We start from the raw sequence: 13234 nt of genomic DNA, 5'->3' as shown, positions 1-13234 counted from the left end.
ACCTATTCATAACCTCATGTACTTTAAGACAGTAACTTCAATGAAAAGTTAGTGTTTCTTAAAGGCCTTTTAATTCATCTTCGAACTTGATCATATTGTCAGCCAGTTTCTCTGGATCGACAGTGTATGAGCCGTTCGCAATCGCTTCTTTTATTGCAGCAACTTTTACAGAGTCAAAGCTTGGTTGTGCTGCCATGTCTTGATGGAGCTGACCAATCGCTTTGCCTTGTTGGCTTAGTGAAACCGCGTCTTTGCTCGCTGGTGATTTAGTTGACACATCAGAACGTGATGCCTCAGAGCTAGAATCAGAGCGTACTGCTGCTCGGTTAGTGGTCGTTAGGGTTTGCCCTGAACGAATATTATCAATGCCTGCCATAGTTAAGCCTTTTTTTTCAAAAATGGGAACCTGTACAGTCAATATCGACCAAGGGTTCGAATACTTTAGCAATTTTTAGCTCAACAGTCGAAAAGGGACAAAACACCGCAGCTGTTATATTTGGCGTTAAAGTTGAGAGCAAAATAACTAACGATACCGTCAATTTAGAAGTAAAGAGTTAAAAGTAAACCGTGACTTCAGACATGCTGGTAACAATACCTTCAATTATACGCTGTGATTTATCATTTTTCACTCTTACTTGATCACCCATTGAGCCATCCGTAAGCGCAGTACCTTTGGTGGTAATGGTCATGCCACCTTTTATTGCCTGTATGATAACCTTCTCGTTTCGGCAGACGACACAGATATCGCCTCTTTCGACAACATCACCTGGTCTCAGGTTCTTTTTTACCTTAGCGCCGATCACTTGTTGAGGAGCAGTAAAACCTTGGCGACGAAACTTGTTAAGCGAAATCATAGCGGTGGTGACATCGTATTGACCAACGATTTCGCCTCTTGCTAGTGAGCGCGTTGTTGTGACGAGAGGTACTGACATTGAAAGACGTACAGGCACGTAAACTCGCCACTCATCAGGAACACATTGCACTAAAACCGTAATGCTACTGCGGGTATTGCTGGTGGTTGAGGCGCTGGTATCGAGAGGAATAGGGCAATCTGTTGATTTGATTCTAGAGTCCACATTTGCTGAATTAACAAAGAGTTCGCCGCCTTGTGGCTGTTCAACCGTCTCAAGGATGTGTTGTTCTGCCGCAGACTGAATCATTTCAATTTGCTCTGGAGTCGCAGCTTGTACAAAAAAACTAAACAATATTGATAAAATGCCGATAAACTTAGCGACAGTTTTAAAAGTAGCTCTACACATTGCTATGGAAAAAAGCGGCAGATTTGTTTTATGATATATCATTCCGTTTCTCTAGTGGTTCGTAGCCTGCAGTAGACTAACACTTTTTATACAAAAAAGTTTGATATGGAGATGAGCTCATGACGGGTATTCTTGATTCAGTGAATCAGCGTACGCAACTCGTCGGTCAAAACCGATTAGAATTACTAACCTTTCGCCTAATGGGGCGTCAGCGTTACGGCATTAATGTTTTTAAAGTAAAAGAAGTACTTCAGTGCCCTAAACTGACAAAAATGCCAAACTTGAACCCACTGGTTAAAGGTGTAGCACACATTCGTGGCCAAACGATTTCTGTAATCGATTTGAGCTTAGCGATTGGTGGCCGTCCTACAACGGATGTTGAAAAGTGTTTTGTGGTTATTTCTGAGTTTAACCGAACCATTCAAGGTTTCTTGGTCAGTTCAGTAGAACGCATTATTAACATGCACTGGGAGTCGATTCTTCCGCCGCCAGATGGTGCAGGCAAAGCCCATTATCTGACTGCAGTCACCAACATTGATAATGAGCTGGTAGAAATTCTTGATGTAGAAAAAATTCTAGCGGAAATTTCACCTGTTGATGAAACAATGGACAGCAAAATTGCTGAAGAAATCGCAGAAGTAGAACAAGGCAAAGAATTGGTTCGCCGTATCTTAATTGCTGATGATTCAACCGTTGCTCGTAAGCAGGTTCAGCGTGCGATTGAGTCGATTGGTTTTGAAGTTATTTCAGTGAAAGATGGTAAAGAAGCCTATGAGAAACTGGTGGAGATGTCATCAGAGGGCAGTATTTACGATCAGATTTCATTGGTAATTTCAGATATCGAGATGCCAGAAATGGATGGTTATACGCTGACTGCTGAGATTCGTCGTCACGCCGAACTCAAAGATCTATACGTAATTTTACACTCATCATTGAGTGGTGTATTTAACCAAGCCATGGTTGAGCGTGTAGGAGCTAACTCCTTCATCGCGAAGTTCAATCCAGATGAGCTTGGTGCAGCGGTAAAAGCTGCGTTAACTAACTAAAAGAGACATTAATGACTGCTATAACAATAAGTGATCAAGAGTATCGCGATTTCAGCCGTTTCTTAGAATCTCAATGTGGCATTGTATTAGGTGACAGTAAACAGTACTTAGTGCGCAGCCGTCTAAGCCCATTAGTCACGAAGTTTAAGCTAGCTTCGTTGTCTGATTTGTTGAGAGATGTAGTAACAGGTCGAAACCGTGAACTGCGCGTGGCTGCAGTCGATGCCATGACGACGAACGAGACACTTTGGTTCCGTGATACTTACCCGTTTGCTGTGCTTGCGGATAAACTTCTACCGGAAATAGCGGCAAATAAACGTCCTATTAAGATTTGGTCTGCGGCAAGCTCTTCAGGCCAAGAAGCATACTCAATGGCAATGACGATTCTTGAGACTCAAGCTCGTAAGCCAGGTATGTTGCCAAATGTATCGATTACCGCAACTGATATCTCAGCAAGTATGTTGGATATGTGCCGCACTGGCGCGTACGACAACCTTGCATTGGGACGTGGACTTTCTCCTGAGCGTCGTCGTACTTTCTTTGAAGATGCGGGCGATGGCCGTATGAAAGTGAAAGATAACGTTAAGCGCATGGTGAACTTCCGCCCTCAGAACCTGATGGACAGCTATGCATTGTTAGGCAAGTTCGACATCATTTTTTGTCGTAACGTGCTGATTTATTTCTCTCCTGATATGAAATCAAAGGTACTTAACCAGATGGCAAATAGCCTGAATCCTGGTGGTTACCTATTATTGGGTGCGTCTGAATCGTTAACAGGCTTAACGGATCGTTTTGAAATGGTTCGCTGTAATCCAGGCATCATCTACAAATTAAAGTAATGAGTGGCACCAGTATTAGGTGCAACGTTACTGCCTAATTTCAAAACCCAGGCAAGTGCTGGGTTTTCTTTTTCCGGCTTAACCTATATCTTTAAGTCAGAGTGACATTCCAATTTACTCTATTTTTTGGCTTGTATATTGCAAGTTTACCCACGAGTAACCTGTAGAAATATTGATAGCCCGCTTTGTTTTAAAAGTTGGTATATATATTGCTTTGGTTATCTCATAACAGTCAGTTCTTGAGTTGAGGTTTACATGGCTATTTCTTTTGACAATGCTTTGGGCATTCACCAACACACGGTTGGTGTACGTGAGCGTAACGCTGAGGTGCTTTCCACCAATATCGCGCAAGCAAACACGCCTGGGTATAAAGCAAAAGGACTAGACTTCAAGAAATCACTGCAAGCGGCAAGTTCTGGGGCAAGCATTGGTCTTAGCCGTACAGATGGTCGGCACATTTCTGCCTCAACAACGGTGAACGGGGAAACGAAGTATCGAATTCCTACCCAACCTGATACAGGAGATGGCAACACGGTTGATTTGGATTTGGAAAGAAACCTTTTCATGCAAAACCAAATTAGGCATCAAGCCTCTCTCGACTTCTTAGGAAGTAAGTTCAAGAATTTAACTAAAGCGATTAAAGGGGAATAATTAGATGAGTTTATTCAATGTATTCAATGTGACTGGTTCTGCGATGAGTGCTGAATCTGTTCGTCTAAATACGACCTCGAGCAACCTTGCGAACGCGGACAGTGTAAGTAGTTCTGCTGAAGAAACTTATAAGGCTCGCCACGCAGTGTTCGGCGCTGAGTTAAATAAAGCACGCAACAGTGGTCACACTGTGCCTGTGAAAGTATTAGGTATTGTGGAAAGCGATAAGCCGCTTAGCGCGGAGTACAACCCGGATCACCCATTAGCGAACAACGAAGGTTATATCTACAAGCCTAACGTGAACGTTATGGAAGAAATGGCAAACATGATTTCGGCATCACGTGCGTACCAAACAAACGTACAGGTTGCTGACTCGAGTAAACAAATGCTGCTGCGTACGCTGCAGATGGGTCAATAAGGATAAGGAGGTAGCACATGGCTGGAATCAACAACAATGTTGGTCAAAGCGGCTTGTCCTATGTTGACCAGCTGAAGAGTCTTCAAGATGGCGCTAAAAAGCCCGACGAAACAACAGGTAAGCAGGATCTTAAACAAGAAGACTTCTTATCTTTGTTGACTAAGCAATTAGCGCAACAAGACCCTTTTAAGCCGGTTAGCAATGACCAGATGATTGCGCAAATGGCTTCATTTGCGACCGTAGATGGCATTGGCAAAATGAATACACAGTTTGAAAGCTTGAATTCATCAATGACCTCTAACCAAGCATTACAGGCATCCTCTTTGGTTGGCCGCGATGTTTTGGTTCCTGGTGCGGCAGGCGTGAAACCCGGTGATGGCGGTATGGCGTCCATGGTTAAGCTTCCTCAGGCAATGGACAATGTAATCGTCCGTGTTGAGAACGAAGTTGGTCAATTGGTTCGCACTTTTGATATCGGTTCTAAACCATCAGGTGACACTCGTGTTGAATGGGACGGAAAAGACGAAGACGGTAACCCATTGCCGGCCGGTAAATACAACGTGAAAGCGTCGGGTTTGCTGGATGGCGAGAACACAGAATTTCAAGTTTCCAGTTATGCAAACGTGAACAGTGTGCTTCTTGGTAAGGGTGATGGCAACGTACTACTCAATCTGGCTGGTTTCACATCGCCAGTACGACTTGCTGAAGTACTAGAAGTTGGTAAAGCGTAGCTCCTTACAGAGTGACTATGCTAGCTAGATAGATTAGGAGAATATTGGAATGTCATATGTAGCTTTAAGTGGTCTATCCGCGGCACAATTAGACCTGAATACAACCAGTAATAACATTGCGAACGCAAACACATTTGGCTTTAAAGAGTCTCGTGCAGAGTTCGGCGATGTTTATTCAAGCTCGTTGTTCACTAACGCAAAAACGACGGCAGGTGGCGGTGCGCAAGCTAGCCAAGTGGCGCAACAGTTCCACGAAGGTTCAAGTATTTATACGAACAACCCAATGGACTTACGTGTAAGTGGTACAGGTTTCTTTGCCGTATCGAAAGACCGCATGGTGCCAGAAATTAACGAATTAACGCGTAATGGTGCATTTCACCTAAATAAAGACAACTACATGGTTACCGCTAACGATGAGTTTCTTTTAGGTTACGATGTTGATCCAAACTCGGGTGAAGTTCTTTCTTACGCGCCAAAGCCTCTCGACATTCCTGCTGAGTTTGGTAAGCCAAAACAGACAGAAAATATTGAAGTAGGAGTTAACCTACCTGCAAACGGTGATCTTAAGGATCCGGCTGCATTTAACTTCAAAGATGCTGATACTTATAACCGTGCAACGTCTTCGACGGTATACGATTCTATGGGTCAGTCTTACAAGTTAACGACTTACTACCTCAAAGATCAGACTCAACCAAACACTTGGCAGACGTACTATACCATGTCAGATGAGAACGGTGAAAAGCCGGTCAACATCACAGGTGGTGATGCGACAAATGCACAAGGTCACGTTGGTCACACAATGAAGTTTAATAATGACGGTACGTTGGCGAGCCTTAATAGTGGTCAGCCAATTAGTTCTGAACCTTTAGGTGCAGGCGCGAATCCAATTGATTTGAACGGTGCTGATCCAACGCAGGTACTTAAGTTTGGTCTAGATTCATCAACTCAGTTTGCCGCTCCATTTGAACTGACTAAGTTCGATGAAGATGGCGCGACAACAGGTTTCTTAACCAAAATCGATTTCGATGAGTACGGTAGTGTTTTAGGTACTTACTCAAATGGTGAAAATGTGATGCTTGGCCGTGTAGGCTTGGTTCGTGTACCCAATGAGCAAGGCCTAGATAAGAAAGGCGGTACTCAGTGGGATTCTACTAATGATTCAGGTTCTAAAATCTGGGGTGAATCGAACAAAGGTTCATTTGGTAGCATCAACAACGGCTCGTTAGAGCAGTCGAATATCGATATGACTCAAGAACTGGTTGATTTGATTTCTGCTCAACGTAACTTCCAAGCGAACTCACGTTCTCTAGAAGTACACAACCAACTGCAACAGAATATTCTTCAGATTCGTTAATCGTTTCGAACGTTTGAATCATCTGCGAATACCCAATTCAATGCTATTGGATTGGGTATTGTTGGTGAATTTGATATGGCTGTTTGCTTTTCTATTTGCCGCCCCTATTGCCGCCCGGTAATGCCTCTGGCAACAATTATTCCTCGATGATCCTTTAGCGATCGCCTTTCTTTGTTCTTTTTCTATTTAAATTGTTGATAAATAACAGTTAAAAATATTGGCACAGTGCTTGCTTTATTAGCCCCAGAAGATGATTTTTTGGAGCAAAATTATGGATCGCGCACTGTTTCTTGCCATGAGTGGCGCTAAGCAAAATATGCAAGCTTTGCAGCTACGTGCTAACAACCTTGCCAACGTAAGTACAACGGGTTTCCGTGCTGATTTAGCACAAGCACGTTCAATGCAAGCGTACGGTGAAGGCATGCCTACTCGTGTTTTCAGCATGACAGAACGTCCGGGTCATAATTTCGCACAAGGTAGTGTGGTCACCACTGGCCGCGATCTTGATGTCACGATACAAGGTGATGGCTGGATTTCGGTAATGGACAACACGGGCCGTGAAGGTTTAACGCGTAATGGTAATCTAAAGGTTGACCAAAACGGTTTGTTAACCAACGCAAGCGGTCACCTGGTGTTAGGTGAGAATGACGCGCCAATCACGCTACCTATTCCTATCAGTAAAGTAGAAATTGGTACAGATGGTACGATTTCGGTGATTCCTCAAGGCGCTCCAGCTGAAGAATTAGCGATTGTTGACCGTATTAAACTTGTACGCCCAGACAACCAAAGTTTGTTTAAAGATACGAATGGTCTATTCCGTTCGAAAAACCCAGATCAGGCATACGAAGCAGATGCAGCGGTAACGTTGCTTAAAGGTGCTATCGAAGGCAGTAACGTAAATGCTGTAGGTGAAATGACCAGCCTAATTGACTTGCAACGTCAGTTTGAAATGCAGGTCAAGATGATGAGCACGGCAGAGGAAATGGACAAGTCGTCTGATTCACTGCTTCGTATGAGCTAATAGAATTTAAAGGAATTTACTATGCATCCAGCATTATGGGTAAGTAAAACAGGTTTAGACGCACAACAAACCAATATCTCAACAATTTCGAACAACCTTGCCAACGCCTCGACCATTGGTTTTAAAAAGAGCCGTGCGGTATTTGAAGATCTGTTCTATCAGAATATCAACCAACCAGGTGGCCAATCGTCTCAAAATACTGAGCTGCCTAGTGGCTTGATGTTAGGTGCAGGTTCAAAAGTAGTCGCAACTCAAAAAGTGCACACTCACGGTAACGCGCAAACGACGTCGAACAGCTTAGATATGATGATTGAAGGCGACGGCTTCTTCCAAGTTGAAATGCCAGACGGTGAAACAGGTTACAGCCGAAATGGTCAGTTCACACTGAACGGTGATGGCGCGATCGTAACGTCGGGTCAAGGTTATGCTCTGCAACCAGAAATCGTTATTCCTGAAGATGCGATTTCGGTGACGGTTGGTAATGATGGTGAAGTGTCTGTTCGTCTACGTGGTGAGCAAAACAACGTCGTGGTTGGCCAAATCACCATTACTGACTTCGTAAACCCAGGTGGTTTAGAGCCAGTAGGTCAAAACCTTTACTTACCAACCGGTGCTAGTGGAGACCCGCAAGAGGGTGTTCCTGGCTTTGATGGCTTAGGTAATATTCGTCAGTCGATGCTTGAAACATCGAACGTCAACGTAACCGAAGAGCTGGTTAATATGATTGAAGCTCAACGTGTCTACGAAATGAATTCGAAAGTTATCTCGTCGGTAGACAAGATGATGAGCTTTGTTAACCAACAGCTGTAACTGATTTATTAGCCGTTTAATTATTGATAATTAATAGATTATTTCCAATTAATTGACGTGTTTCTACTCATTGATCTATTTACCATTGCCTGCTGAGAGTATATCGCCATGAAACGTATTTTTTGTTTAGCTCTGTTTATGTCTATGACGGGGTGTTCTGTTTTGGATCCTATTGAGACTCCGGCAGAAGAAAACGCAACCACAGTGGTTGATGCAGTGGAAGGTGATAAGTCAGCGCAAGAGAGCTCGGGCATTATTGATACACTTCGTGGTCGAACCGATCCAGTTGCTGGTGACCCAGCATGGGCGCCAATCAACCCAAAGCAAAAACCAGAACACTACGCAGCAGCAACTGGCTCACTGTTCAATGTTAACCACATTGGCAGCATGTATGACGACTCAAAACCTCGTGGCATTGGTGACATCATTACTGTGGCGTTAGACGAGAATACTCGAGCGACCAAAAAAGCCAACGCAGACATGTCTAAGTCGAACGATGCAACGATGGAGCCGCTGGCAGTCGGTGGTCAAGAGCTGACTATCGACAAGTACAACTTTTCTTATGATCTGAGCAACACCAACACCTTTGCGGGTGATGCGTCAGCCAATCAAAGTAACAGCATCAGCGGTTACATTACTGTTGAAGTTATCGAAGTCTTAGCCAATGGTAACCTAGTGGTTCGTGGTGAAAAGTGGATGACACTGAACACGGGCGATGAGTACATACGCCTAAGCGGCACCATCCGTCCTGATGATATAGATTTCGAAAACACTATCGCTTCAAACCGTGTTTCTAACGCGCGGATTCAGTACTCAGGTACGGGTGTGCAGAAAGATATGCAAGAGCCTGGATTCTTGGCACGATTTTTTAATGTATCACTGTAGAGCTTAAGGCGGTGTCGATATACTGACAGCCTCTATCATTTAGCCATATTTAGCTAAGCTATTATAAACTAAAGCAATACAGACAGGTTACTCAATGAAAAAACTCACACTCGTACTATTCGGCATGCTATTTCTTGCCACCAGTGCCCATGCTGCGCGTATTAAAGACGTGGCAAAAGTGGCGGGTGTTCGTAGTAACCAACTTGTCGGCTATGGTTTGGTCACAGGCTTGCCGGGTACTGGTGAGACAACTCCCTTTACCGATCAAACGTTTAACGCAATGTTGCAAAACTTTGGCATCCAATTGCCGCCCGGCACTAAGCCAAAAACCAAAAACGTCGCCGCGGTAATTGTTACCGCTGAACTTCCGGCATTCTCTAAGCAGGGTCAGGAAGTTGACGTAACGGTTTCTTCTATCGGTTCAGCAAAAAGCCTTCGTGGTGGTACCTTGCTACAAACCTTCCTGAAAGGTCTAGACGGTCAGGTATATGCTGTGGCGCAAGGTAACTTGGTGGTAAGTGGCTTTAGCGCACAAGGTAACGATGGCTCTAAAATCGTCGGTAACAACCCTAATGTCGGCATTATCTCTAGCGGTGCGACGGTTGAACAAGAGATCCCAACACCATTCGGTCGTGGCGATTACATCACTTTCAACCTCATTCAATCAGATTTCACAACAGCTCAACGTTTGGCTGATGCGGTAAATAATTTCCTAGGTCCACAAATGGCGTCTGCGGTTGACGCGACTTCAGTAAAAGTTCGCGCACCACGTGAAATTAGCCAACGTGTGGCTTTCCTCTCTGCCATCGAAAACATTGAATTCGACCCTGCAGAGGGCTCTGCAAAAATCATTGTTAACTCACGTACCGGTACCATTGTTGTTGGTAAGCATGTTCGTCTAAAAGCCGCTGCGGTAACGCATGGTGGTATGACGGTCGCAATCAAAGAAAACCTAAACGTGAGCCAACCGAATGCATTCTCTGGTGGTCAAACAGTGGTGGTTCCTGATTCAGATATCGAAGTCACCGAAGCTGATGGCAAGATGTTCAAGTTTGAGCCGGGCTTAACGCTGGATGATTTAGTTCGAGCAGTCAATGAAGTGGGCGCAGCGCCTTCTGATTTAATGGCAATCCTTCAAGCACTGAAACAAGCAGGTGCAATTGAAGGTCAATTGATCATTATCTAGGGGATAAAGCATGATTAAGAATAACAATGACATCGGCTTTATTCACGACATTGGTAGTTTAGACCGCCTTCGTCAACAAGCCGTAAATGGTGAAGAAGGCAGCGAAAAAGAGGCACTAACTGCAGCGGCAAAACAGTTTGAATCGATTTTCACTTCGATGCTGTTTAAGTCGATGCGTGATGCGAACTCTAGCTTCAAGTCAGATATGCTGAACAGCCAGAACGAACAGTTTTATCGTCAGATGCAAGATGACCAAATGGCGAGTGAGTTGAGTGCTTCAGGTTCATTAGGCCTTGCGGATATGATCGTAGCTCAGTTAAGCGCGGGTCAAGCAAGTGATGCGACAGAAGACAAGGTTCGCAGTGAAGGTTTTGATACCTCACTGGAAAGACCTCAGTATTCAGGTCGTTCAGAAGAGAGAGCATCTGAAGTTCAATCTGCTTCCGCTGTTAAACAACCAGCATCTTTCGATTCTCCAGAATCGTTTGTTACCTCAATGAAGCCTTACGCTGAAAAAGCGGCGAGCGCACTCGGTGTTGATTCGTCACTGCTATTAGCACAAGCGGCACTTGAAACAGGTTGGGGTTCTAAGATGATTAAGAACTCTTTGGGCAACAGCAGTAACCTATTCAACATCAAAGCAGACAGAAGTTGGAAGGGCGATAAGGTTGCGACTCAAACGCTTGAGTTTCATGGTAAAACAGCCGTTAAAGAATCAGCTTCTTTCCGTTCTTACTCTAATTTCGAAGATAGCTTTAATGATTACGTGAAGTTCTTGAATGAAAATCCAAGATACGAAACGGCGCTACAGCATCAAGGCAATTCAGAGAATTTCATCAAAGGTATTCATCAGGCTGGTTACGCAACTGACCCTAACTATGCAGACAAGGTTTTACGAGTTAAAGCCAAGATTGATGAGATGAACTAGCGTCATCAATCAACATAGAGAGCTTGCTACTGGCAGGCTCTTTTCTTCTCCGTCCCTTCAGCTCTTACGCGTAATCCATAGTTATCTCCTTACACTTCAATAAATTATTGTATTTTAACTCTCCATCATTTGTATTGGCACATATATTGCTTTTATCTTAGTAATATGCGGTTGTAGTTAATCAGTTCATTCTGGTTTTGTTAAGTTTTTTGGGGGCATTATGGCGTCGGATCTTCTGAATGTAGGGGCACAAAGTGTTCTTACGGCTCAGAGACAGCTCAACACCACAGGTCATAATATTTCTAACGCCAACACAGAGGGCTATAGCCGCCAGTCTGTGATTCAAGGTGTGAATGACCCGCGCCAGTACGGTGGGCAAACCTACGGTATGGGTGTGCATGTGGAAAATGTTCGCCGCTCTTGGGATCAGTTTGCCGTTAAAGAACTTAACTTATCGACAACCAATGCCGCCAACAAAGGCGATACCGAAGCCAACCTCGATATGCTATCGAGCATGTTGTCGTCGGTCGCTTCAAAGAAGATTCCAGAAAACCTCAATGAGTGGTTTGATTCTGTTAAGACTCTCGCCGATACCCCGAATGATGTGGGTGCGCGTAAGGTCGTGTTAGAGAAAGCAGGGCTTGTAACTAAAACCTTGAATGAATTTCATGAAACGGTACGTCAACAGTCTGATTCTACGAACAAAAAATTAGAAGTCGGCATAGAACGTGTTAACCAAATTGCGGTTGAGATTCGTGACGTTCAGCGTCTGATGATGCGAACACCAGGGCCTCACAATGATTTACGAGATCAGCACGAAAAGCTGATCAATGAGCTATCTGGCTACACCAAAGTGACGGTAACGCCGCGCTCTAATGCGGAAGGATTTAACGTCCATATTGGTAATGGTCATACCTTGGTTTCTGGTAGTGAAGCAAGTCAACTGAAGCTAGTTGACGGTTTACCTGATACGCATCAGCGTCGACTAGCGATTGTCGAAGGTAAGTCTTTGAAGCCGATTACCAGTAATGATATCGACGGAAAAATTGGTGCCATGCTCGATATGCGAGATGAACATATCCCTGACATCATGGATGAGCTTGGACGTTTAGCGACGGCTTTCTCTGAGAAAGTAAACTCACTCCAATCACAAGGTTTAGATCTCAATGGCAGTGTTGGCCAAGACATTTTCACCGATGTGAACTCTGAGCGAGTGGCGAAATCACGCGTGACGGCTGGTAGCCAATCAAAGGCTGATGTTGCCGTTTATATTGATGACACCTCGGCCTTAAAAGGTGGCGAGTATGGCCTAAAGTATGACGGTAGTGATTATGTCGTGACCAAGCCTGACGGTGAAACGGTAAAAGTCAGCACTAATTCAGCTGGCAATGCTTTTTATCTAGATGGCATGCGAGTCGAAGTTCGAAACCCGCCTGAATTAGGTGAGAAGTTGTTACTGCGTCCAACGCGTAACTTTGCAGCTCAGATTCAGATGGAAACCAAAGACCCTAGAGATATTGCCGCGCAAAGTTATGAGGCATCGACCACGTTCGCGAAAGGCTCCGCAGGGTTCAAGATCTTAGCGGCCGGTCAATTGCGTGAGTTTGAAGTGATTGTTTCACCAAAAGGTGAGCAGTTTGCCGTGACTGACCCGAAAGGCAATATTTTAATGCAGCCGCAGCCGTACCCACCTGAAGGGCCAGTTACGATTAATGGCACGACTTTCGAGTTGACCTCTGGCGCTGTGGCAAACGATAAATTTACGGCAAACCTTGTCCCATCAGAGGGTGATAACGGTAACTTGCGTAAGCTGCAAGATCTCCAAACCGGTAAGATCTTGAATGATGGTGAGTCTACGATTTTAGACCTTTACCACAACTTGAATACCAACACGGGCCTGAAAGCGTCGACGGCAAATCGCTTAAGCGACATTGCCACCTTAGAAAAGGAGTCCGCTCAGGAACGTATTGCTTCAGTGTCGGGGGTTAACCTCGATGAAGAAGCGGCAAATATGATGAAATTTCAGCAAGCGTATATGGCTTCTTCACGCATCATGCAAGCAGCTAATGATACGTTCAATACTATTTTGGCTTTGAGGTAGGAAGT

General features: G+C 44.4%; 14 protein-coding genes. 12 read left to right on the top strand and 2 right to left on the bottom strand.

What is annotated here, in order from left to right; translation table 11 throughout:
• Positions 1-58: 58 nt before the first annotated feature.
• Together flgM and flgA are read right to left on the bottom strand one after the other, a co-directional pair.
• Positions 59-376: a flagellar biosynthesis anti-sigma factor FlgM gene (gene flgM, locus BCU75_RS12200; protein WP_102465505.1), complete on the bottom strand. Its 318-nt coding sequence runs from the start codon at positions 374-376 to the stop codon at positions 59-61.
• Between the two features lie 178 nt (positions 377-554).
• Positions 555-1301, bottom strand: a complete 747-nt coding sequence (gene flgA / locus BCU75_RS12195; RefSeq protein WP_102474007.1) for a flagellar basal body P-ring formation chaperone FlgA — start codon at positions 1299-1301, stop codon at positions 555-557.
• A gap of 77 nt (positions 1302-1378) precedes the next feature.
• On the opposite strand from flgA, the gene BCU75_RS12190 reads away from it, so the two are divergent.
• From BCU75_RS12190 to flgK, 12 genes are all read left to right on the top strand, one after another.
• On the top strand, positions 1379-2305 hold the full coding sequence (locus tag BCU75_RS12190; protein ID WP_004736173.1) for a chemotaxis protein CheV: 927 nt from the start codon (positions 1379-1381) through the stop codon (positions 2303-2305).
• An 11-nt stretch (positions 2306-2316) separates the two neighbouring features.
• The gene (locus BCU75_RS12185) at positions 2317-3144 is read left to right on the top strand and encodes a protein-glutamate O-methyltransferase (protein WP_004736174.1); all 828 of its coding nucleotides are present in this window, start codon (positions 2317-2319) and stop codon (positions 3142-3144) included.
• A gap of 255 nt (positions 3145-3399) precedes the next feature.
• Positions 3400-3795 (top strand): flagellar basal body rod protein FlgB, encoded by a 396-nt coding sequence (flgB, locus tag BCU75_RS12180; RefSeq protein ID WP_004736175.1) that lies wholly within the window; start codon positions 3400-3402, stop codon positions 3793-3795.
• A 4-nt stretch (positions 3796-3799) separates the two neighbouring features.
• Positions 3800-4213, top strand: a complete 414-nt coding sequence (gene flgC, locus BCU75_RS12175) for a flagellar basal body rod protein FlgC (RefSeq protein ID WP_004736176.1) — start codon at positions 3800-3802, stop codon at positions 4211-4213.
• Positions 4214-4230: 17 nt separating this feature from the next.
• Entirely contained in the window at positions 4231-4944 is a 714-nt protein-coding gene (gene flgD / locus BCU75_RS12170) for a flagellar hook assembly protein FlgD (protein ID WP_004736177.1), read from the top strand.
• A 49-nt stretch (positions 4945-4993) separates the two neighbouring features.
• The gene (gene flgE / locus BCU75_RS12165; protein ID WP_076678112.1) at positions 4994-6298 is read left to right on the top strand and encodes a flagellar hook protein FlgE; all 1305 of its coding nucleotides are present in this window, start codon (positions 4994-4996) and stop codon (positions 6296-6298) included.
• A gap of 271 nt (positions 6299-6569) precedes the next feature.
• Positions 6570-7319 carry a flagellar basal body rod protein FlgF gene (locus tag BCU75_RS12160; RefSeq protein ID WP_004736179.1) on the top strand — a complete coding sequence of 250 codons (750 nt, stop codon included), beginning with the start codon at positions 6570-6572 and terminating at the stop codon, positions 7317-7319.
• Positions 7320-7340: 21 nt separating this feature from the next.
• Positions 7341-8129 carry a flagellar basal-body rod protein FlgG gene (gene flgG, locus BCU75_RS12155; protein ID WP_004736180.1) on the top strand — a complete coding sequence of 263 codons (789 nt, stop codon included), beginning with the start codon at positions 7341-7343 and terminating at the stop codon, positions 8127-8129.
• 108 nt (positions 8130-8237) lie between these two features.
• Positions 8238-9014, top strand: a complete 777-nt coding sequence (gene flgH / locus BCU75_RS12150) for a flagellar basal body L-ring protein FlgH (protein ID WP_102474006.1) — start codon at positions 8238-8240, stop codon at positions 9012-9014.
• A gap of 94 nt (positions 9015-9108) precedes the next feature.
• Positions 9109-10200 carry a flagellar basal body P-ring protein FlgI gene (locus BCU75_RS12145; RefSeq protein ID WP_017106350.1) on the top strand — a complete coding sequence of 364 codons (1092 nt, stop codon included), beginning with the start codon at positions 9109-9111 and terminating at the stop codon, positions 10198-10200.
• A 10-nt stretch (positions 10201-10210) separates the two neighbouring features.
• Complete coding sequence (flgJ, locus tag BCU75_RS12140) at positions 10211-11128, top strand: flagellar assembly peptidoglycan hydrolase FlgJ (protein ID WP_102474005.1); 918 nt, start codon at positions 10211-10213, stop codon at positions 11126-11128.
• 220 nt (positions 11129-11348) lie between these two features.
• Positions 11349-13229: a flagellar hook-associated protein FlgK gene (gene flgK / locus BCU75_RS12135; protein ID WP_076678108.1), complete on the top strand. Its 1881-nt coding sequence runs from the start codon at positions 11349-11351 to the stop codon at positions 13227-13229.
• The last annotated feature ends 5 nt before the right edge of the window (positions 13230-13234 follow it).

The organism is Vibrio splendidus, assembly GCF_002873455.1.
GTDB lineage: Bacteria > Pseudomonadota > Gammaproteobacteria > Enterobacterales > Vibrionaceae > Vibrio > Vibrio splendidus_J.
This window is presented reverse-complemented; position numbering and strand designations above follow the sequence as displayed.

Bases quoted from the DNA above. Each gene is read 5' to 3' on its own strand.
- flgM (WP_102465505.1), bottom strand. From the start codon at position 376: ATGGCAGGCATTGATAATATTCGTTCAGGGCAAACCCTAACGACCACT.
- flgA (WP_102474007.1), bottom strand. From the start codon at position 1,301: ATGATATATCATAAAACAAATCTGCCGCTTTTTTCCATAGCAATGTGT.
- BCU75_RS12190 (WP_004736173.1), top strand. From the start codon at position 1,379: ATGACGGGTATTCTTGATTCAGTGAATCAGCGTACGCAACTCGTCGGT.
- BCU75_RS12185 (WP_004736174.1), top strand. From the start codon at position 2,317: ATGACTGCTATAACAATAAGTGATCAAGAGTATCGCGATTTCAGCCGT.
- flgB (WP_004736175.1), top strand. From the start codon at position 3,400: ATGGCTATTTCTTTTGACAATGCTTTGGGCATTCACCAACACACGGTT.
- flgC (WP_004736176.1), top strand. From the start codon at position 3,800: ATGAGTTTATTCAATGTATTCAATGTGACTGGTTCTGCGATGAGTGCT.
- flgD (WP_004736177.1), top strand. From the start codon at position 4,231: ATGGCTGGAATCAACAACAATGTTGGTCAAAGCGGCTTGTCCTATGTT.
- flgE (WP_076678112.1), top strand. From the start codon at position 4,994: ATGTCATATGTAGCTTTAAGTGGTCTATCCGCGGCACAATTAGACCTG.
- BCU75_RS12160 (WP_004736179.1), top strand. From the start codon at position 6,570: ATGGATCGCGCACTGTTTCTTGCCATGAGTGGCGCTAAGCAAAATATG.
- flgG (WP_004736180.1), top strand. From the start codon at position 7,341: ATGCATCCAGCATTATGGGTAAGTAAAACAGGTTTAGACGCACAACAA.
- flgH (WP_102474006.1), top strand. From the start codon at position 8,238: ATGAAACGTATTTTTTGTTTAGCTCTGTTTATGTCTATGACGGGGTGT.
- BCU75_RS12145 (WP_017106350.1), top strand. From the start codon at position 9,109: ATGAAAAAACTCACACTCGTACTATTCGGCATGCTATTTCTTGCCACC.
- flgJ (WP_102474005.1), top strand. From the start codon at position 10,211: ATGATTAAGAATAACAATGACATCGGCTTTATTCACGACATTGGTAGT.
- flgK (WP_076678108.1), top strand. From the start codon at position 11,349: ATGGCGTCGGATCTTCTGAATGTAGGGGCACAAAGTGTTCTTACGGCT.